This is a genomic window from Streptomyces sp. CB01635, from assembly GCF_002803065.1.
Classification (GTDB): domain Bacteria; phylum Actinomycetota; class Actinomycetes; order Streptomycetales; family Streptomycetaceae; genus Streptomyces.
This window is the reverse complement of record NZ_NNBL01000004.1, coordinates 505,267-525,072: the sequence shown is the minus strand read 5'-3', so window position 1 is coordinate 525,072 and position 19,806 is coordinate 505,267. Positions and strand designations below refer to the sequence as shown.

Genomic DNA, 19,806 nt, shown 5'->3' with positions numbered 1-19,806 from the left:
CTCTCCGGCCTTCCCTCCGGGCTTCTCTGCGCGATCTCTTGACCGGCCCTCCCGGCGCTCTTATGGTCACGTCGCTACCAAGACGTAGGACGTTGGATCTCCCGCGCATCTCCCTCTCTGGAGGCACCATGAGCGACCACGAGCCGACCGGCCGCCGATCCTTCCTCAAGTACACCGGCGCCCTCGGCGCGGCCGCTGCCATCTCCACCTCCCTGTCGGCCTGTTCGTCCGGGCCCAAGTCCACCAACGACACGGGCGGCGGCAAGGGCGGCGGATCCTCGCTGACCGCGGTCATCGGGTACGGCAACGACGGAAGCTGGGACCCGACGCAGACCGCGTCGGCCTTCGCCATGGCCGGCAACCAGCACATCTACGAGGGCCTCCTCGACACCGACCCGATCACGCGCGAGCCGTACGCGGCGCTCGCCACGAGGGTGCCGACGGACGCCGAACTGGCCACCACCTCCTGGAAGTTCACCCTGCGCGCGGGCGCCAAGTGGCACGACGGCAAGCCCGTCACGGCGGACGACGTCGTGTTCGTCTTCGACCGGATCCTCGACCCGGGCACGCAGTCTCTGGCCAAGGGGTTCTTCGAGAGCTGGCTCAAGGAGGTCAGGAAGACGGGCGACGACTCCGTCGAGCTCGTCCTCAAGTTCCCGTTCCCCGACGGGGCCGCGCGGCTGACCCTCGCCAAGATCATGCCGAAGCACGTGTTCTCGAAGCCGGGCGCGTGGGACGACGCGACCAAGGGCAAGGCGGTGGGCTCGGGACCGTACCGGCAGACCTCGCACCAGCCGAAGACGAACACCACCTTCGAGGCGTATCCGGACTACAACGGGCCGCTCAAAGCGTCGTTCAAGAAGATGAACTGGCTGACCATCGTGGACGCCGCGCCCCGCGTCGCGAAGATCTCCGGTGGCAGCGCGGACGCGCAGATCGCGGACAACATCCCGTACGCCAACATCGCCCAGCTGAAGAAGGGCGGCCTCACCGTCGAGGGCGGGGCCGGGATGAACAACCTCTTCCTGATGTTCAACACCGCGCACAAGCCGTTCGACGACGTGCGGGTGCGCCAGGCGCTGCACTACGCCATCGACAAGCAGAAGATGATCGAGGTGGCGCTCAAGGGGCACGGGAAGGGCGCGAGTTCGTTCCTGAACGAGGGCAACCCCGACCACCGGCCGGCGAAGACGGTGTACGACTACGACCCCGAGAAGGCGAAGAAGCTCCTCAAGGACGCCGGGGTGAGCGGGCTCTCGGTCTCCCTGATGTCCGTCAACGTGTCGTGGATCATGGACTGTCTGCCGACGATCAAGGCGTCGTGGGACGCGATCGGCGTGAAGACCACGCTCGACCCGCAGGAGACCACGGCCGTCTTCACGAAGATGGACCAGAAGAAGGACTACCAGATCGTGGCGGCCGCCTCGAACCCCAACCAGTTCGGGCTCGACGCCGACCTGATCATGCATTACAACTACGGCCCCTCGAACCTGTGGATGGGCTATGCGCGCTGGGCGGGCAGCTCCGACGCCAAGCACCTCTTCAAGCTGATGGACCAGGCCACGCGCGAGCCGGACCCGGCGAAGAAGAAGACGATGATCCAGGAGTACATCGACATCGTCGCCGAGCAGGCCGTGCTCTACCCGGTCGTGCACAACGAGCTGATGACTGCCTGGGACCCGAAGAAGATCACCGGCGTGCAGGCGCAGCCCTATCCCGGGATCAACGTGCTCAAGGCCAAGCCCGCGTAACGCGGCTATCTCGCAAGGGAGTTCGTGCCCGTGGTCGTGATCGCCAGAATTCTGGCCCGACGCCTGGTCCTGCTCGTGCCGCTGCTGCTCGGCATCGTCCTGTTCGTGTTTCTCGTGATGCGGTTCTCGGACAGCGATCCGGCGTCGGCGTTCTTCCAGGGCGCCAATCCGACGCCTCAGCAGCTGCACGACTTCCGGGAGCGCAACGGGCTGCTCGATCCGCTGCCCGTGCGCTACTTCCACTTCGTGGGCGATCTCGTCCGGGGCGACATGGGCGTCAGCGCCCTGACCCGGCAGCCGGTGGTCGACCAGGTGACCACCGCGCTGCCGCTGACCCTCCAACTGACGTTCCTCGGCCTCGCGGTCGCGGTCGTCGTGTCCCTGGTGCTCGGTGTCACGGCGGCCATCCACCGCGACCGGCTCCTCGACCAGGTCATCCGGGTCGTGTCGCTGACGGGGGTTGCGGCGCCCGGGTTCTGGCTGGCGCTGCTGATGATCCAGTATCTGGCGGTCGGGCAGGGCTGGTTCCCGACCGGCGGCTACATCAACCCGGCGGACTCCTTCAGCGGCTGGCTCAAGTGCATGACACTCCCTGCGCTGTCACTGTCCCTGCCGGTCGCGGCGCAGCTGACGCGCATCGTGCGTACGGCGGTGGTCGAGGAGCTGGACAAGGACTACGTCCGTACGGCGATCGGCAGCGGTCTTCCGCCGGTCGTCGTGGTGGGGCGCAACGTGCTGCGCAACGCCCTGATCAATCCGCTGACCGTGCTCGGACTGCGGGTCGGCTATCTGCTGGGCGGGGCGGTCGTCACGGAGACGATCTTCTCCCTGCCGGGGATGGGGAAGCTGATGATCGACGCGGTGAAGAACGGTGACCCGGCGGTCGTCCAGGGCGTCGTCCTGACGACGGCCGTCGGGTTCGTCGTCGTGAACCTCGCCATCGACATCCTGTATCTGATGGTCAACCCGCGGCTCAGGGGGGCGCAGAGCTAGATGGTCACCTCCCGTAAAGCGCTAGCCGAGGCGCTGTCCCGGCCGGGCATCCGGCTGCGGTCCCTGCGCCGGCTGCCCGTCCTGTCCCGGATCGCGGTCGCCGTCGTCGCCGTCGTCGTCCTCGTGGCGCTGTTCGCGCCACTGCTCGCACCGCACGACCCGCTCGACCAGCAGTCGCAGACCGACGGCACCGGACATCCGTCGGGCAGCCACTGGATGGGCCAGGACAGCCTGGGCCGCGACATCCTCAGCCGGCTGATGTACGGGGCACGCTGGTCGCTCGCCATCGGGCTCGGCGCGACGCTGCTCGCGCTAGTGGTGGGCGCGGTCCTCGGCGCGATCGCGGCGACGTCGCGCAAGGCGGTCGACGAGACGCTGATGCGCTGCCTCGATGTCGTGATGGCGTTCCCCGGGATCGCTCTGGCGGCGGTCCTCGTCGCCGTGTTCGGCGGCGGCATCCCCGTACTCATCTGCGCGATCGCGTTCCTGTTCACTCCGCCGGTCGCCCGGGTCGTACGGGCCAACGTGCTCGACCAGTACGGCGAGGACTATGTGACGGCGGAGCGGGTGATCGGGGCGCGGACGCCGCACATCGTGCTGCGGCACGTGGCGGTCAACTGCGCGGCGCCGGTCCTGGTCTTCTGCACGGTGCAGGTCGCGGAGGCCATCGTCTTCGAGGCGTCGCTGTCGTTCATCGGGGCGGGGGTCCGGCCGCCCGACCCGTCGTGGGGCAGTGTCATCGCGGACGGCAAGAACATGGTCCTGATCGGGGGCTGGTGGGCGACCGTCTTCCCCGGTCTGCTGATGCTGCTCACCGTGCTGGCGCTCAACATCCTGTCCGAGGGCGTGTCCGACGCGTGGGCCGCGCCCGCCGCGCGTGACGTGTCCGGCGCGGAGGCGGACCGCCTCGAAGCGCCGAAGCCCGGCAGCGGCACCGTCCTCGAACTGCCCGGACTCACCGAGGCCGCCGCCCGGCTGAGGTCCCGCGCCCGGCCCCTGCCCGAGGGCGACCCCGTCCTCCAGGTCACCGATCTCACCATCGGCTTCGACGCGCGGCACGGCGGCGTGGACATCGTCGACGGCATCACCTTCGACGTACGCCCCGGTGAAGTGCTCGGCCTGGTCGGCGAGTCGGGGTGCGGCAAGTCGCTGACCGCGCTGACCGTGATGGGGCTCGAACCCAAGGGCGCGCGGATCCGCGGCCGGGTCACCTTCGACGGCCAGGAACTGATCGGCCGCTCGATGGGGGCCAGGCGCCGCCTCCTCGGCCACGACATGGCGATGATCTACCAGGACGCCCTGTCCTCGCTGAACCCGGCGATGACCGTGCGCTCCCAGCTCAAGCAGGTCGTACGCCGCGGTGGCCGGCGCACCCCGGCCGAGCTGCTCTCCCTCGTCGGCCTCGACCCCGAGCGGACCCTGCGCAGCTACCCGCACGAGCTGTCGGGCGGCCAGCGCCAGCGCGTCCTCATCGCGATGGCCCTGTCGCGCAGCCCGAAGCTGATCGTCGCCGACGAGCCGACGACCGCGCTCGACGTGACCGTGCAGGCGCAGGTCATCGAGCTGCTGCTGCGGCTTCGCGAGGAGCTGGGCTTCGCGCTGATCCTCGTCTCGCACGACCTGGCGCTCGTCGCCGACGTCACGGACCGGGTGGTCGTGATGTACGGCGGGCAGATCGTGGAGACGGGCGTGACGGCGGACCTCGTCGAGGCGCCCACCCACCACTACACGCGCGGGCTGCTCGGCTCGGTCCTGTCGCTCGAGACGGCGGCGGACCGCCTGACGCAGATCCGGGGTGTCGTGCCTTCGCCGGCCGACTTCCCGGCGGGCTGCCGGTTCGCCGACCGGTGCCCGATGGCGAGCGAGGTGTGCCGGACGACGGCGCCCGATCTGCTCGGCGGCCGGCGGCATGCGTCGGCCTGTCACCATCCGGCGGTGGTCCCGCCGCCCACGGTTCCGGCTCCCCGGGGAAGCGAGGTTGTCAAGTGACGGATCCCGTGGTCGAGTTGAGGGATGCCCACGTGGTGCACCGGGCCCGCTCCGGCGGCCTGTTCGCCCGCGACCGGGTGTACGCCCTCACCGGCGCCGACCTGTCCGTGGCGCCCGGCGAGACGGTCGGTGTGGTCGGCGAGTCCGGCTGCGGCAAGTCGACGCTCGCCAAGGTCCTCGTGGGGGTGCAGCGCCCGACGTCCGGCACGGTCGTCGTGGACGGCCGCGACCTGTGGACCATGAAGCCGGGCGAGCGGCGCGCCACCGTCGGCGAAGGCGTCGGCATGATCTTCCAGGACCCGTCGACCGCCCTGAACCGGCGCCTGACCGTCCGCCAGATCCTGCGCGACCCACTCGACGTCCACCACCGCGGCACGACCGCCACGCGCGAGGAGCGCGTACGGGAGCTGATGTCCCTGGTCGGACTGCCGAGCGCGCTCGCCGGGGCGCTGCCCGGGCAGTTGTCGGGCGGGCAGCGCCAGCGCGTGGCGATCGCCCGTGCCCTCGCCCTCGAACCCGCCCTGGTCGTGGCGGACGAGCCGACGAGCGCGCTCGACGTGTCGGTGCGGGCGCAGATCCTGAATCTGCTGCTCGACCTGAAGGAACGCCTCGGTCTCGCCCTCGTGTTCGTCTCGCACGACATCCAGACCGTGCGGCGGATGAGCGACCGTGTGATCACGATGTATCTGGGCCGGATCGTGGAGGTCTCGCCGTCCGAGGACGTGCTCGACCGGGCCAGGCACCCGTACACCCGCGCGCTGTTCTCGGCGACACCCGGGCTGCTCGACCCGATCGACCCGATTCCGCTGGTCGGCCCCGTACCGTCGGCGACGCATCCGCCGAGCGGCTGCCCGTTCCGTACGCGGTGCTGGAAGGCCGACGCGGTGTGCGCGGAGGCGATGCCGGAGTTCGAGGCAGGCGGTGACGGGCACCGGTTCCGCTGCCACCATCCCGTGCGCGAAGGCCAGTCCACGCACGAACTCGTCCAGGAGGTCTCATGACATCACCCACCCCGCTGACCGGAGTCGTCCCGCCCGTCTGCACGCCCCTGACCCCGGACAACGAGGTGGACGTCGCTTCCCTCGTACGCCTTGTCGACCACCTCGTCGCGGGTGGTGTCGACGGGCTCTTCGTGCTCGGCTCGACGAGCGAGGCGGCCTTCCTGCCCGACCGGCACCGCAAAGTGGTCATCGACACCGTCGTCGGTCATGTCGCCGGCCAGCTGCCCGTCCTGGCCGGGGCGATCGACATGGCGACGCTGCGCGTCCTCGACCACGCCCGTACGGCGGCGGAGGCCGGCGCGGACGGGATCGTCGCGACGGCGCCGTTCTACACGCGCACCCACCCGGCAGAGATCGCCCGCCACTTCCGGCTGTTGGCCCAGCGCTGCGGCCGGCCGGTCTTCGCCTACGACCTCCCGGCGTCGGTGCACTCCAAGCTGGGCGCGGACCTCGTGCTCGACCTGGCCGCCGACGGGACGCTCGCCGGCCTGAAGGACTCCAGCGGTGACGAGGGCGCGTTCCGCGAGGTCCTCATCGGGGCGCGCTCCCGCGCCGACATCACGGGGTTCAGCGTCCTGACCGGGTCGGAGCTGACCGTGGACTCGGCGCTCGCGATGGGCGCGGACGGGGTGGTGCCGGGTCTCGGGAACGTCGACCCGGCCGGATACGCGCGGCTGTACGCGTACTGCCGGGCCGGTGACCGGGAGCGAGCGCGGATCGAGCAGGAGCGGCTGTGCGCGCTGTTCCAGATGGTGCGGGTGGGGGATCCGGCGCGGATGGGCGGGAGTTCGTCCGCCCTCGGGGCGTTCAAGGCAGCCCTGTATCTGCGGGGCGTGATCGACTGCCCGGTGACGGCTGCTCCGCAGATTCCGTTGTCCGCGGGCGAGGTGGAACGGGTCGGGAAGTTTCTGGCCGGGGCTGGGTTGCTGTAGGGGCGTTTCCTCTCCTCCGGCCCGCCCCTTCCGGCCTTGGGGCGGCGGGCCGCTGCCGCCGCGCGTTCAGGCGCCGCCCGGCTCGACCAGGCCCGACTCGTAGGCCACGATGACGAGTTGGGCCCTGTCGCGCGCGCCCAGCTTGCCCATGATGCGGCTCACGTGCGTCTTCACCGTGAGAGGACTGAGGCCGAGGACGTCGGCGGCCTCCGTGTTGGTGAGGCCGCGCGCCACGAGGGTCAGGACCTGGCTCTCGCGGCCGGTGAGCGCGGCGAGGCCGGGCGGGACGGGGCCGGGCTCGGCCGGAGCGCGCAGGACGCGGGCGATCAGGCGGGCCGTGGGGCCGGGCGAGAGCAGGGACTCGCCGGCGGCGACGGTGCGGATGGCGTCGAGGAGTTCGGCTGGCTTGGTGTCCTTGACGAGGAATCCGGACGCGCCCGCCCGCAGCGCCTCGACGACGTGTTCGTCGGTGTCGTACGTCGTCAGCATCAGGACCTTGACGCCCGCGAGGTCCTCGTCGGCGGCGAGGAGGCGGGTCGCCTCGATGCCGTCGAGGTCGGGCATGCGGATGTCCATGACGATCAGGTCGGCGCGGCGTGTGCGGGCCTGTTCCACGGCCTCGCGGCCGGTGCCTGCCTGGCCGACGACCTCCATGTCGGGCGCGGACTCGACGAGCATCGCGAACGCGGCCCGTACGAGGGTCTGGTCGTCGGCGAGGAGAACGCGCACGGGCTGGGGCTCGGTCACGGGTGTCCCCCGGTCGGCAGGACCGCCGCGACTTCGAATCCGCCCTGGGCACGCGGCCCGGCGTCGAGGGTGCCGCCGACGCTGCGGGCCCGCTCGCGCATGCCGAGCAGGCCGAAGCCCGGGGGCCGGTCGGGTTCGGGGCCGGGCGGGGGCGGAGGTGCGCCGTCGTCCGCGACGCGCAGGTGGAGGGCGTCGCCCCGGCTGCGGATGCCGACGCGGACGGTGAGTCCTGGGCCGCCGTGCCGGACGGCGTTCGTGAGGGCCTCCTGGACGATGCGGTAGGCCGCGGCGCCCACGGCGGGCGGGGCCTCCATGTTCTCGACGGACAGGTCGACGGTGGCTCCGGCGGTGCGGGCGGCCTCGGCAAGGTCGGGCAGCCCGTCGAGCCCGGGGAGCGGGCCGCGGCTGTCGTCGGAGCCGGCGCGCAGCACTTCGAGGGTGGCGCGCAGTTCGCCGCGTGCGGTGCGGCAGGTCTCGGCGATGTCGTCGAGCGCCTTGGCCACGGCGGCGCGGTCCAGGCGGTCCGGGTCGGCCTGCAGGACGTGGGCGGCCACCGACGTCTGAACGCCGACGAGGGTGATGCTGTGGGCGAGCAGGTCGTGCAGGTCGCGGGCGACGCGCAGCCGCTCCTCCGCGACCCGGCGCCGCGCCTCCTCCTCGCGGGTCCGTTCGGCCCGCTCGGCGCGCTCCACGACCGAGGAGACGTACTGGCGGTGGACACGGACGATGACGCCGACCAGGAGGAACGCGACGATCCAGCCGGAGATCCGCAACGCCTCCTTGCCCTCGGTCATGCCCTCCGCGAACTTGACGCCGAGCATGATGCCGAGGACGCCGGCGCCGAGGAACAGGGTGCGCAGAGTGCGGCCTGTCGCGGCGATCGTGTAGAGGGCGGTCATGGAGACGATCATCGGCGCGGTGTGGTTGTAGTCGAGCGCGTGGTACGGGGCGACGCAGACGACGAGGCCGAGGAACGCCCGCAGCGGCGCCCGCCGCCGGAACGCCGACGGGATGTGCGCGGCCAGGAGCAGGGCCCAGCCGAGCGCGTCGGGGTGACGGCCGTTGCCGCTCGTCGTCAGGGCGATCACGACGGCGGCGACCGCCACGGCGGCGGCCAGGAGCGTGTCCTCGCGCAGGGTCCGGGCGGCGCTGACGTCGCGCCGGCCGAGGCCCGGGACCAGGATGTGTTTGACGTCCACCGGTTCATCTTCCGTCAGGAGGGCGCGGAGGACGCCCCTCCGGGAAGAGAGGGGCGCCGTATGGTCCGCGGGGCGGTCAGGGTGTGGGCGCCAGGGTGCGCTCCGGTTCCTGGGCCGGTGGCAGGGTTTGCGGCTTCCTGGACAGCGGCCCGGGCCACCACACCGCACGGCCGAGTGCCATGCTCGCCGACGTCACCAGGTACGTACGGACGAGGAACGTGTCCAGGAGCACGCCGACCGCGATGACGAAGCCCATCTCGACGAGCGACACCAGCGGCATGTTGGTGAGGACCGAGAACGTCGCGGCGAGGACGAGTCCGGCCGACGCGATCACCCCTCCCGTGGTGCGCAGCGCGGTCAGCGCGGCGGCTCCCGGTTCGGCGCCCGCGAGGGACTCCTCGCGCATGCGGTGCATCAGGAAGATGCCGTAGTCGACGCCGAGGGCGACGAGGAACACGAAGGTCAGCAGGCCGAGTCCGGGGTCGGTGCCCTGGAAGTCGAACAGCGGCCCGAAGACGAGTCCGGCGATGCCGAGCGAGGCGCCCCACACGGCGACGACCGCGGCGAGCAGGATCAGCGGCGCGACGAGGCTGCGCAGCAGCACGACGAGGATCAGCAGGACGGCGGCCAGGACGATCGGCACGACGACCTTGCGGTCACGGGAGTTGGTGTCCCTCAGGTCGAGCTGCTGGGCGCTCTGTCCGCCGACGTACGAGCCCTTGCCGTCGAGCCGGTCGCGCAGGGTCTCGATGGTGGTCGTCTCGCCCGTGGACTGGGGCGGGGAGGAGGCGGTGACGGAGATCTCCGTCCAGCCGTGTCCGCTGCGCACCTGCTCGGCGGCGGCGACCCCGGGCACGTCGCGCGCGGTGGCGAGCGTCTCGCCGGCGCGGCCCGTCGGGGTGATCACGCTGATGGGCTGGCTGCCGCGCTCGGGGTACGCGGCGGCCAGGGTCTGCATCGCGACGACGGAGTCCGGCTTGTCGGTGAAGGTGTCCTCCTGTTTGAGGCTGCCGGGCAGGCTGAACACGCCGAGCGCGAGCGCCCCGAGGAGCAGGGCGCCGGAGGCGAGGACGGTCAGCGGCCTGCGCCCGGCCGAACTGCCCATCGCCGCGAACAGGGACCTGCGGGCCTTGGGCGTGGAGCCGTACGCAGGGACGAGCGGCCAGAACACGCGCCTTCCGAGCAGGACGAGGACGGCGGGCAGCAGCGTCAGCATGGCGGCGAGTGCGCACAGGACGCCCACGGCGCCGAGCGGCCCCATGCCGCGGCTGCTGTTGAGGTCGGCGGCGAGCAGGCAGAACAGGCCGACGGCGACGGTCCCCGACGAGGCGAGGACGGCGGGGCCGCAGCCGCGCAGTGCGGCGCGCATCGCGTCGTGGGGCCGCTCGATGCGGCGCAGTTCCTCGCGGTAGCGGGAGACGAGGAGCAGCGCGTAGTCGGTGCCCGCGCCGAAGACGAGGATCGTCATCACGCCGGAGCTCTGGCCGCTGACGGTGGTGCCGACCGCCTGGTGGAGTCCGTAGGCGACGCCCATCGACAGGAAGTCGGCGACGCCCGCGACGACGAGCGGCACGAGCCACAGGAAGGGGCTGCGGTAGATGAGGATGAGCAGGATCGCGACGACGGCGACGGTCGTGTAGAGCAGGGGGCCGTCGAGCGAGCCGTAGACCTCGCTCGCGTCGGTGGCGAGCGCTCCTGCTCCGCCGGTGTCGACGCTCAGGCCGTCGGTGTCGTGGGCGATGTCGCGCACATCGTTGACGAAGGCGTCACGGGCCTTCTCGTCGTGTCCCGGTGTGGTGCTGGCGACCGGGTACATGAGGGTGGCGCCGTCGCGGGACGGTACGCCCTTCGGGACGGCGGTGAGGTCGAAGCCCCGGTCGATGCGGGCGACTTGGGCGGCGGCCGTGGTGCGGTCGGCCGCGGTGAGCCCGCCGTCGCGGTGGTAGACGAGGACGAGTTCGGTGCTCTCGCCGCCCGGCAGTTCGTCCTGGATCTTCGCCACCTGCGTGGAGTCGGCGCTCGCCGGCAGATAGTCGACGGCCCGGTCGTGCTGGACGTCGCTCAGCTTGCCGGCGAAGGGCCCGGCGATCGCGAGCACGACGATCCACAGGCCGAGCAGCGTCCAGGGCACGGCTGCCCGGCGCCTCTTTGTCGGTACGCCCCCCATCGGCGGGCCTCCCTCATGTCACGGTGTCCGGTGTCGCCGTCCGGTCGGACAGGACGTCTCCAGACTCCCGTCGGGGAGGCCTCGGTTCGTCGGGCGTGAGGGCGAGGTGCGGGGTACTGCCGGGGGTGCGTGCGGCGGCTCGTTACTCCCCGGGGAGTACGGGAGCGCCGTACGGCGTCACGACGGGGTGCGGGCGGCTTCCAGGAGCTGCGACACCTCGTCGGTGCACATGGTGAGCGCGGCGCCCGCGGTGCTGAGTACGTCGCGTTCGGCGGGCGTGTAGGGCCCGTCGGCGAGCGCGATTCTGGCGCCCTGGAGGAGGATCGACTCGCGTCCGGCGGGGGCGAGGTGCGGGGCGAGCGGGTCGAGGGCCTCGTGGAGTTCGATGGCGAGTCCGGCGCCGGGCCCGCAGTGTTCGGGGACGCGGCCCGCGTCGGTGAGCAACGCCTCGACGAGCGCGGCGAGCTGGACGTCCGTGCAGTCGTCGAACCCGGCGCCGCGCAGCGTCGCGACGGCGGTCTCGAGGGCCGTACGGGAGGAGACTCCGCCCGCGGAGAGGACCGCGAGGACAACGGTGTGGACGGCGTCGCGGAGCATCGCGGAGAAGCGGTGCGTGGTCGGGTGGTCGAGGACGTCGGCGGCGAACCGGTCCTCGCAGGCGGCGCATTCGACGACCGGGCCGGTGGCGCCGCGCGGGACGAGCGGGATGCCGAGGAGCACGAAGCGGCGACGGCCCGTGCGGCGGCGGTAGTTGCGGTCGCCGCCGCAGCCGGGACAGAAGAACTCGCCGTCGCCGACGGTGGTCCACGCGGTGCGGACGCCGATGAGGCCCGACAGGGGGCGGGCCCCGGCACGTGCCACTGGAACACCGGGACCGTTACGACTGGTTCGTCCCCAATTCAGCAGCACGTCGCACACCTCCGTCGACCCCCAGGCCCCATCGCCTGGTTGGGCGTGATGTTAGCCACATTGTTGATACGGCGTCATCACCTTGTACGGGACCGTGGCCGGTATACGACGCGGCCCCGCCCGCCACGAGGGCGGACGGGGCCGGGGAACGTGCCGGTGACCTGGGTCAGCGTGCGGAGCGGTTGACCGCGGAGACCACGGCCTTCAGGGACGCGCGTGTCGTATTCGCGTCGATGCCGATGCCCCACAGGACCTTGTCGCCGATCGCGCACTCGATGTACGAGGCGGCCTGCGCGGAGGCGCCCTCGCTCATCGTGTGCTCCTGGTAGTCCAGCAGGCGGGCGTCGATGCCGACGGCCTGCAGGGCGTCGAAGAACGCGGAGATCGGGCCGTTGCCCGTACCGGTCAGGACGGTGGCCTCACCGTCGACGTCGGCCGAGACGGTCAGCGTGTCGACGCCGTCCGTGTCGGTCGTGCTCTGCCCGGCCTTGACCTGGATGCGGCCCCAGGGGTTCTCGGCGTGGGGCAGGTACTCGTCCTGGAAGACCGACCAGATCTCCTTCGGCGTGACCTCGCCGCCCTCGGCGTCCGTCTTCGCCTGGATGATCTTCGAGAACTCGATCTGCATGCGGCGCGGCAGGTCCAGCTTGTGGTCGTTCTTCAGGACGTACGCGATACCGCCCTTGCCGGACTGCGAGTTGACGCGGATGACGGCCTCGTAGGAGCGGCCGACGTCCTTCGGGTCGATGGGCAGGTACGGGACCGCCCACTCGATGTCGTCGACGGACTTGCCCGCGGCCGCGGCCCGCGCGTCCATCGCCTCGAAGCCCTTCTTGATGGCGTCCTGGTGGGAGCCGGAGAAGGACGTGTAGACCAGGTCGCCCGCGTAGGGGTGGCGCGGGTGGACCTCCATCTGGTTGCAGTACTCGGCGGTGCGGCGGATCTCGTCGATGTCGGAGAAGTCGATCTGCGGGTCGACACCCTGCGAGAACAGGTTCATGCCCAGCGTGACCAGGTCGACGTTGCCGGTGCGCTCGCCCTGGCCGAACAGGCAGCCCTCGATGCGGTCGGCGCCGGCCATCAGGGCCAGCTCAGCGGCGGCGACGGCCGTGCCGCGGTCGTTGTGCGGGTGCACGGACAGGCAGACGTACTCACGGTTCGACAGGTTGCGGTGCATCCACTCGAAGCGGTCCGCGTGCGTGGACGGGGTCGAACGCTCCACCGTGGCGGGCAGGTTGAGGATGATCTCGCGGCCGGGGCCCGGCTTGTAGACCTCCATGACCGCCTCGCAGACCTCCAGGGCGAAGTCCAGCTCGGTGTCGGTGAAGATCTCCGGGCTGTACTGGTATCCGAAGGTCGTCTCCGGGCCGAGGACCTTCTCCGCGTAGTCCATGACGTGCTGCGTGCCGTCGATGGCGATCTGCTTGATCTGTTCCTTGGTCCCGCGGAAGACGATCTCGCGGAAGGTCGGCGCGGTCGCGTTGTACAGGTGCACCGTGGCGCGCTTGGCGCCCTTCAGGGACTCGACCGTGCGCTCGATGAGCTCCTCGCGCGCCTGCGTCAGCACGGAGATCGTCACGTCGTCCGGGATCGCGCCCTCTTCGATGATCGACCGTACGAACGCGAAGTCGGTCTCGCCGGAGGCGGGGAAGCCGACCTCGATCTCCTTGTAGCCCATGCGGACCAGGAGGTCGAACATCTCGCGCTTGCGAGCCGGGGACATCGGGTCGATCAGCGCCTGGTTGCCGTCGCGCAGGTCGGTGGAGAGCCAGCGGGGGGCGACGGTGACGCGCTTGCCGGGCCACGTGCGGTCGGGGATGTCGACCTGCTCGTACTGTCCGTACTTGTGGACCGGCATGGAAGTGGGGCGCTGGAAATTCGACATGTGCGGGGGCTCCTCGGGTGTGTCCGGAAGGACGGCCGACGGTCTGAGCGCAACACCGAACTCCGCGGGGAGGGGGTCGGCCTCGACTACAGGCCCTCGCCGCGGCAGCTAAGGAGAAGCAGCCCGTAACGCATGATGCGTCGCAGCCTAGCCCAGCCGTGCGAGGGACGCGGGTCTGTATCAGTATGCGGGATCGCCGTCAGGTAACGGGCAAGAGGTGATCAATACCTCTATTTCATTAATCCTGGCTGCAGGTAGTGACAGTGAGGTCACGCAGTGCCACATTGCCGCAATGACCGCGAACCGCTCGGGCTTCGAGCCCGTCTTCTGCACCATCGTGCCGCCCCACATCCTCGACAAGGCCGCACGCTCCGGCGACCCCGCCCTCTCCGCCCTGGCCCGCCGCACCCTGGAACGCGACGCCCTTGAGCGCACACGCCGCCGCCTGACCACCGTGATCGGCGCCCCCTCGGTGGCCGCGCCCATGGACGCTGTCGAGCACAAGCCGCACCGCACGCTCTACGACGCGGGCCACCGCACCGAGCTGCCGGGCACGAAGGTCCGCGGTGAGGGGGACGAGCCCGGCCGGGACGCGACCGTCAACCGCGCGTACGCGGGCCTCGGCGCCACCTTCGAGCTGTACCTGGAGAAGTACGCCCGTGACTCCATCGACGGCAGCGGTCTGCCGCTGAAGGCGTCCGTGCACTTCGACAACGACTACAACAACGCGTTCTGGAACGGCGAGCAGATGGTGTTCGGCGACGGGGACGGGGAGATCTTCCTCGACTTCACCATCCCGGTCGACGTGATCGGCCACGAGCTGACGCACGGTGTCACCCAGTACACGGCGAACCTCACGTACTTCGGGCAGCCGGGCGCCCTGAACGAGTCGGTCTCGGACGTCTTCGGCTCCCTGATCAAGCAGTACTCGCTCGGCCAGGGCGCCGCCGACGCCGACTGGCTGATCGGCGCGGGCCTGCTCGCGCCGCGCGTCACCGGCAAGGCGCTGCGCTCCATGAAGGCGCCCGGCACGGCGTACGACGACGACGTGCTCGGCAAGGACCCGCAGCCCGCCGACATGGACCACTTCGTGCGGACGAGCAGCGACAACGGCGGCGTGCACATCAACTCCGGCATCCCGAACCACGCCTTCTACCTGCTGGCCGTGGCGCTCGGCGGCAACGCGTGGGAGCGGGCCGGGCAGATCTGGTACGACGTCCTGACCGGCGGCGAGCTGGCGCAGGACGCGTCCTTCGCGGACTTCGCGAAGCTGACGGCGAAGGCGGCGCGCACCCGCTACAAGGACGGCGAGGAGCTGGAGTCCGTCCAGAAGGCCTGGTCGCAGGTGGGCGTACCCACGGAGTAGGGCCGGCTCAGGCACAGGGCTCGGCGGCCGCCCGGCTGGGCAGCGGGCGGCCGCTGGAGTAGACAGGTCCCATGCGTATTCAGGTCATCCGTACCGGAGGATTCGCCGGGATCGAGCGGCGGGCCGAGGTCGACACCTCGGGCCGCGCCGACGCCCACGAGTGGCATGCCCTGGCCGAGCAGGCGCTGGCCGGGGGCCGGGGCACGCCGCCGGTGGGGGTGCCGGACGGGTTCAGCTACACGATCACGGTGGACGGGAAGACCGTGTACTGCGCGGATCCGCGGCTCACGGACGAGCAGCGGGGGCTGATCTCGCGGGTGCTGAAGGAAGGGGCGTAGCGGCACTTCGGGGGCGCAACGACCTTTTGCCGCACGGGCGTTGACTTCCGTTACCGCCGGTACGGATGATCGCGCGCATGGCAGCGAGCGAACCGATACCTCAGTTCCCGCACGACTTCCTGTGGGGCGTGTCCACCTCGGCCCATCAGATCGAGGGCGCCGTCGACGCGCGCCTGCCCTCGGTGTGGGACGCGTTCGCGGCAGAGCCGGGGCGGGTGAAGGACGGCTCGACGGCCGCCGTCGCCTGCGACCACTACCACCGCTACGGCGAGGACGTGGCCCTGATCGCGGGGCTCGGGGCGGGGGCGTACCGCTTCTCCGTCTCCTGGCCGCGGGTCCTGTCGCCCGGCGGCCTCGACTTCTACGACCGGCTCGTCGACGCGCTGTGCGCGGCGGGCGTACAGCCCGTGCCGACGCTCTTCCACTGGGACACCCCGCTGTCCGTGGAGGAGGCGGGCGGCTGGCTGAGGCGGGACACGGCGTCGCTCTTCGCGGACTACGCGGTCCGGGTCGCGGACCGGATCGGCGACCGCGTACAGAAGTGGATCACCCTCAACGAGCCCGCCGAGCACACCCTGCTCGGCCACGCGCTCGGCCAGCACGCGCCCGGCAGGCAGCTCCTGTTCGACGCGCTGCCCGCGGCCCACCACCAGCTCCTCGCCCACGGCCTCGCCGTACGGGCGCTGCGCGCGGCCGGCGCCACGGACATCGGGATCGCGAACTCGCACGGCCCGACCTGGCCCGCCTCCGACGACCCGGCCGACCGCGAGGCCGCGGACTTCTACGACGTGCTTCTCAACCGGCTCTTCGCCGATCCGCTGCTGCTCGGCGCCTACCCGGAGGGCATCGGGGACCTGATGCCGGGCGATGTGGACGCCGATCTGAAGGTGATCGCGGAGCCCGTCGACTGGTACGGGATCAACTTCTACCAGCCGACCAAGGTGGGCGCGCCGCTCACCTCCGGCGACGCGACGGAGTTCTCCGGCCTCACCCTGCCGCCCGAACTCCCTTTCTCGCCAAGGGAGATCGAGGGATATCCCGTCACGGACTTCGGCTGGCCGGTGGTCCCCGAAGCGCTCACCGAGCTCCTCCTCGCCTTCCGCGACCGCTACGGCGACCGGCTCCCGCCCCTCGTCATCACCGAGAACGGCTGCAGTTACGAGGGAGTCGACGACCAGGAGCGGATCGCGTACCTGGACGGGCATCTGCGGGCCCTGCACCGGGCCCTTGAGGCCGGGGTCGACGTGCGCGGCTATTTCGTGTGGTCGCTGATGGACAACTTCGAGTGGGCGGAGGGCTACGCGCGCCGCTTCGGCCTCGTCCACGTCGACTACGCGACCCTGGAGCGCACGCCGAAGGCGTCGTACCACTGGCTGCGGGACGTACTGCGGGCGCAGCGCGCATGACGGCCGCCGCCGCGGCGCTCGACGAGCCCGTCGAGCGGGTCGGGCGCGGCTGGACGGCCGCGCTGTCGCTGGCCAACGGGGCGATCTGGGTCGGCTGGTACGGACCCCTGCAGATCCTGCTCGCCCTCCAGGCCGAGGACTTCGCGCCCGGCACCGGCATGTCCAAGGAGACGCTGCTCGCGTGGGTGACCGGGGTGGGCGCCGTGGTGTCGCTCGCCGCGAACCCCTTCTTCGGCGCGCTCTCGGACCGTACGGTGTCGCGGTTCGGGCGGCGCACGCCCTGGATCGTGGCGGGCGCGGGCGGCGGCGCGTGCGCGCTGCTCCTACTGGCGGGCGCCGGGTCCGTGTGGACGATGGCGGCCGGCTGGTGCCTGGTGCAGCTGACGCTGAACGCGGCGTTCGCGGCGGTGACGGCGGCCGTGCCCGACCGGGTGCCGCGGCTCCAGCGGGGCGCGGTGGGCGGCTGGCTGGGGGCCGCGCAGATCCTGGGCGTGGTCGTCGGCACGGGGCTCGCGACCGTCGTGGGCGGGGTCGGCGCCGGGTACACGGCGTGCGCGGTGTTCGCCCTGGTGGGCGTCCTGCCGTACGTGCTGCGCCATCCGGACCTGCGGCTCGCCCCGGCGGACCGGCCGCCGTGGGCCTGGCGGACCTTCCTGGCCGGGTTCTGGCTGAGCCCCCGCCGCCACCCCGACCTCGGCTGGGCCTGGCTGACCCGCTTCCTGATCAACCTCAGCAACGCGCTGGTCCTCCTGTACCTCCTCTACTACCTGCGCGACCGCCTGCACTACGGCGACCCCGACCAGGGCGTGCTGATCCTCACCGCCGTCAACGGCGTGACCCTGCTGTGCACCGTCGTCGTGGCCGGGGTCGCCTCCGACCGGCTGGGGCGCCGGAAGCCCTTCGTGATCTGGTCGGGCGTCCTGATGGCGGTGGCGACAGCCGCGCTGGCCGGCTGGCAGACCTGGCCGGGCGCGATCGTCGCGGCGGCGGTCCTCGGCATCGGCTTCGGCGTCTTCACCTCGGTCGACTTCGCGCTGATGACGGACGTCCTGCCCAAGGCCATGGACCGGGGCAAGGACCTGGGCGTCATCAACGTCGCCAACTCGCTGCCCCAGGTCGCCGCACCCGCGCTCGCCGCGCCGATCGTGACGTATCTCGGCGGCTACCGCGTCCTGTACCTGGTGGCTGCGGTGATCGGGCTCGTGGGGGCGCTCCTGGTGCGGCGGATCCGGTCGGTGGCCTGACCGGTGGGCTCTGCCCGTGGGCTCTACAGCGCGCCGGCGTCCAGGGCCGTCCAGACGGACGGGAAGAACGGGCGGAAGCCCAGTTCGCGGCGGATGCGGGCCGTCGACATGACGCCGGCCCAGGGGTCCGGGTCCACCTTGTCGTACGCCTCCGGCGGCACCGGCACGCCGTTGATCTGGTGGACGTCGACCATCGTGACCGGGGCGTCGTCGGCGATGTTGTAGACGCCGTGCGCTCCCGGCGCGTACAGGAGGCGTTGCAGACCCTGGGCCACATCCGCGTGGTGGCCCATGTGCAGGCGCTGCATGGCCGGCCAGTTCTGCGCGTACTGCGTCACGTCGGCCAGGTGCGAGTCCCCGTCGCCGTACACGAAGGGCAGCCGGGCGATGCGCAGGTCGTCGAGGCCGTCCATCGCCCGCAGCGCGCGCTCCGCCTCCCACTTCGACTCGGGGTAGGTGCCCCACAGAGGGCCGCCCGGCAGCGTCTCGTCGTCCTCGACCAGCCGCCTGCCGCGCCCGGAGCCGTACACCAGACCCGTGCTGACCTGCACGAACCGCCGCACGCCCGAGGCCACGGAGGCCCGGGCCAGCTCGATGGCGGCGTCCCTGTTGACCGCCCGCGCCTCCTCGTCGGGCACTCCGCGGAAGGCAGCGGCGACGTTCACCACGGCGTCCGCCCCGGCCGTCGCCTTGCCCAGCACGTCCGCGTCCCGCAAGTCGCCGACCACCACGTCCGCGCCCAGTGCGGCGAACCGCTCACCGCGTGCCGCGTCCCTTACGAGCACCCGCACCTGGTCGCCCGGCGCCGAGCTCTGCAGCAGTCGCGGCACGAACCGCTGTCCGACCTTGCCCGTCGCACCTGTCACCAGTGTCAGCATGGCCGCCTCCTCGTGTTTCGTAGCCATGCCTGAAGCCTGCGCGAGTGGCGGGCGCGGCGGGAGAGACGCGGTTGTCCGGGGACTGGCGCTCCCTGGTTACGAGGACGGTTCCGAGCGATCCTGAAGGGGTGAACCGAGCCGAACTCGCCGACTTCCTGCGCCGCTCCCGCGCCCGCCTGGCGCCCTCCGACGTGGGCCTGACCGCGGGCCCGCGGCGCCGCACGCCGGGGCTGCGCCGCGAGGAGGTGGCGCAGCTCGCCGGGATGTCCACGGACTACTACACGCGCCTGGAGCAGCGCCGCGGCTCCCATCCGTCCCGGCAGATGCTGACCGCGCTGGCCCGCGCGCTGCGGCTCAACGACGCCGAGCGGGACCATCTGTTCCATCTGGCGGGCGAGGAGCCGCCCCGTCCCGGCCGTTCCTCGGGGCATGTGCGACCGGGGCTGCTGCTGATCCTGGACCGGCTGCACGATCTACCGGCGTCGGTGATCAGCGACTGGGGCGAGATGCTCGCCCAGAACACGATGTCGGTGGCCCTGACCGGCGACCACACCGGCAGGAACGTGATCCGCGACTGGTTCACGAACCCGGCGACGCGGCCCATGTTCCCGCCCGAGAACCACGAGGCGCACGCCCGCGCCCACGTGGCGAGCCTGCGGGCGGTCGCCGCGGCCCGCCCCGACGATCCGGGCCCGGCCGCGCTCGTGGCCGAACTGCGCGCCGGATCACGGGAGTTCGAGGAGCTGTGGCAGTCGCACGACGTCGTCGTACGCCGCCCGTCACCGAAACGCTTCCTGCACCCCGTGGTCGGCGCCCTCGACCTCGACTGCGAGGTACTGCTCAGCGACGGCCACGACCAGCAACTCGTCGTGCACTCGGCCCAGCCGGGCACGGAGACGTACGAACGCCTGGAACTGCTGCGGGTCGTGGGCCTCCAGGACCTGACCCCGAGCACGCCGTGAGGGCACGGGACCTGCGCGGGTCCCGCACGTTCAGCCCCT

At 71.5% G+C, this 19,806-nt stretch carries 16 protein-coding genes; 10 read left to right on the top strand and 6 right to left on the bottom strand.

Translation table 11 applies throughout. From position 1 onward, the window contains the following. The first annotated feature begins 128 nt into the window (after positions 1 to 128). From CG723_RS17280 to CG723_RS17260, 5 genes are read left to right on the top strand one after another with little or no spacing between them, the layout of a single operon-like run. Positions 129 to 1,751 carry an ABC transporter substrate-binding protein gene (locus CG723_RS17280; protein ID WP_100594280.1) on the top strand — a complete coding sequence of 541 codons (1,623 nt, stop codon included), beginning with the start codon at positions 129 to 131 and terminating at the stop codon, positions 1,749 to 1,751. A 30-nt stretch (positions 1,752 to 1,781) separates the two neighbouring features. Beyond that, positions 1,782 to 2,744, top strand: coding sequence for an ABC transporter permease (locus tag CG723_RS17275; protein ID WP_100594279.1), 963 nt, complete (start codon positions 1,782 to 1,784; stop codon positions 2,742 to 2,744). Next, positions 2,745 to 4,733 carry a dipeptide/oligopeptide/nickel ABC transporter permease/ATP-binding protein gene (locus CG723_RS17270; RefSeq protein ID WP_100594278.1) on the top strand — a complete coding sequence of 663 codons (1,989 nt, stop codon included), beginning with the start codon at positions 2,745 to 2,747 and terminating at the stop codon, positions 4,731 to 4,733. Continuing rightward, a complete protein-coding gene (locus tag CG723_RS17265) occupies positions 4,730 to 5,734 on the top strand; it encodes an ABC transporter ATP-binding protein (protein WP_199841794.1) in 1,005 nt (334 codons plus the stop codon). The genes CG723_RS17270 and CG723_RS17265 overlap by 4 nt, the downstream gene beginning before the upstream one ends. Beyond that, positions 5,731 to 6,666 carry a dihydrodipicolinate synthase family protein gene (locus CG723_RS17260; RefSeq protein WP_100594277.1) on the top strand — a complete coding sequence of 312 codons (936 nt, stop codon included), beginning with the start codon at positions 5,731 to 5,733 and terminating at the stop codon, positions 6,664 to 6,666. Before CG723_RS17265 ends, CG723_RS17260 begins: the two co-directional genes overlap by 4 nt. 66 nt (positions 6,667 to 6,732) lie before the next feature. Here the strand turns inward: CG723_RS17260 and CG723_RS17255 are convergent, their stop codons facing one another. The 5 genes from CG723_RS17255 to leuA all read right to left on the bottom strand — a co-directional run bounded on the left by CG723_RS17255 (position 6,733) and on the right by leuA (position 13,573). After that, the gene (locus CG723_RS17255) at positions 6,733 to 7,413 is read right to left on the bottom strand and encodes a response regulator (RefSeq protein WP_267893703.1); all 681 of its coding nucleotides are present in this window, start codon (positions 7,411 to 7,413) and stop codon (positions 6,733 to 6,735) included. Continuing rightward, on the bottom strand, positions 7,410 to 8,612 hold the full coding sequence (locus CG723_RS17250; RefSeq protein WP_442802562.1) for a sensor histidine kinase: 1,203 nt from the start codon (positions 8,610 to 8,612) through the stop codon (positions 7,410 to 7,412). The genes CG723_RS17255 and CG723_RS17250 overlap by 4 nt, the downstream gene beginning before the upstream one ends. 76 nt (positions 8,613 to 8,688) lie before the next feature. Then, positions 8,689 to 10,779 (bottom strand): MMPL family transporter, encoded by a 2,091-nt coding sequence (locus CG723_RS17245; protein WP_100594276.1) that lies wholly within the window; start codon positions 10,777 to 10,779, stop codon positions 8,689 to 8,691. 177 nt (positions 10,780 to 10,956) lie between these two features. After that, on the bottom strand, positions 10,957 to 11,640 hold the full coding sequence (locus tag CG723_RS17240; RefSeq protein ID WP_100594275.1) for a TerB family tellurite resistance protein: 684 nt from the start codon (positions 11,638 to 11,640) through the stop codon (positions 10,957 to 10,959). Positions 11,641 to 11,854: 214 nt separating this feature from the next. Next, positions 11,855 to 13,573 carry a 2-isopropylmalate synthase gene (gene leuA, locus CG723_RS17235; RefSeq protein WP_100594274.1) on the bottom strand — a complete coding sequence of 573 codons (1,719 nt, stop codon included), beginning with the start codon at positions 13,571 to 13,573 and terminating at the stop codon, positions 11,855 to 11,857. A 292-nt stretch (positions 13,574 to 13,865) separates the two neighbouring features. Here leuA and CG723_RS17225 point away from each other — a divergent pair, with 292 nt between their 5' ends. From CG723_RS17225 to CG723_RS17210, 4 genes are all read left to right on the top strand, one after another. Continuing rightward, positions 13,866 to 14,939 carry a M4 family metallopeptidase gene (locus CG723_RS17225; RefSeq protein ID WP_100594273.1) on the top strand — a complete coding sequence of 358 codons (1,074 nt, stop codon included), beginning with the start codon at positions 13,866 to 13,868 and terminating at the stop codon, positions 14,937 to 14,939. A 71-nt stretch (positions 14,940 to 15,010) separates the two neighbouring features. After that, on the top strand, positions 15,011 to 15,277 hold the full coding sequence (locus tag CG723_RS17220) for a protealysin inhibitor emfourin (RefSeq protein ID WP_100594272.1): 267 nt from the start codon (positions 15,011 to 15,013) through the stop codon (positions 15,275 to 15,277). A 65-nt stretch (positions 15,278 to 15,342) separates the two neighbouring features. Next, complete coding sequence (locus CG723_RS17215; RefSeq protein WP_100594271.1) at positions 15,343 to 16,683, top strand: GH1 family beta-glucosidase; 1,341 nt, start codon at positions 15,343 to 15,345, stop codon at positions 16,681 to 16,683. Continuing rightward, complete coding sequence (locus tag CG723_RS17210; RefSeq protein WP_100594270.1) at positions 16,680 to 17,927, top strand: MFS transporter; 1,248 nt, start codon at positions 16,680 to 16,682, stop codon at positions 17,925 to 17,927. Before CG723_RS17215 ends, CG723_RS17210 begins: the two co-directional genes overlap by 4 nt. 23 nt (positions 17,928 to 17,950) lie before the next feature. On the opposite strand, the gene CG723_RS17205 is transcribed toward CG723_RS17210, so the two are convergent. Further along, positions 17,951 to 18,805 (bottom strand): NAD-dependent epimerase/dehydratase family protein, encoded by an 855-nt coding sequence (locus CG723_RS17205; RefSeq protein ID WP_100594269.1) that lies wholly within the window; start codon positions 18,803 to 18,805, stop codon positions 17,951 to 17,953. Between the two features lie 128 nt (positions 18,806 to 18,933). Between CG723_RS17205 and CG723_RS17200 the strand changes: the two genes are divergently transcribed. Continuing rightward, positions 18,934 to 19,767, top strand: coding sequence for a helix-turn-helix transcriptional regulator (locus CG723_RS17200; protein WP_100594268.1), 834 nt, complete (start codon positions 18,934 to 18,936; stop codon positions 19,765 to 19,767). The last annotated feature ends 39 nt before the right edge of the window (positions 19,768 to 19,806 follow it).

Excerpts from the sequence above, each read along its gene's own strand:
- CG723_RS17245 (WP_100594276.1), bottom strand. The coding sequence starts at position 10,779 with ATGGGGGGCGTACCGACAAAGAGGCGCCGGGCAGCCGTGCCCTGGACG.
- CG723_RS17260 (WP_100594277.1), top strand. The coding sequence starts at position 5,731 with ATGACATCACCCACCCCGCTGACCGGAGTCGTCCCGCCCGTCTGCACG.
- CG723_RS17225 (WP_100594273.1), top strand. The coding sequence starts at position 13,866 with ATGACCGCGAACCGCTCGGGCTTCGAGCCCGTCTTCTGCACCATCGTG.
- CG723_RS17220 (WP_100594272.1), top strand. The coding sequence starts at position 15,011 with ATGCGTATTCAGGTCATCCGTACCGGAGGATTCGCCGGGATCGAGCGG.
- CG723_RS17210 (WP_100594270.1), top strand. The coding sequence starts at position 16,680 with ATGACGGCCGCCGCCGCGGCGCTCGACGAGCCCGTCGAGCGGGTCGGG.
- CG723_RS17215 (WP_100594271.1), top strand. The coding sequence starts at position 15,343 with ATGATCGCGCGCATGGCAGCGAGCGAACCGATACCTCAGTTCCCGCAC.
- leuA (WP_100594274.1), bottom strand. The coding sequence starts at position 13,573 with ATGTCGAATTTCCAGCGCCCCACTTCCATGCCGGTCCACAAGTACGGA.
- CG723_RS17270 (WP_100594278.1), top strand. The coding sequence starts at position 2,745 with ATGGTCACCTCCCGTAAAGCGCTAGCCGAGGCGCTGTCCCGGCCGGGC.
- CG723_RS17280 (WP_100594280.1), top strand. The coding sequence starts at position 129 with ATGAGCGACCACGAGCCGACCGGCCGCCGATCCTTCCTCAAGTACACC.
- CG723_RS17205 (WP_100594269.1), bottom strand. The coding sequence starts at position 18,805 with ATGCTGACACTGGTGACAGGTGCGACGGGCAAGGTCGGACAGCGGTTC.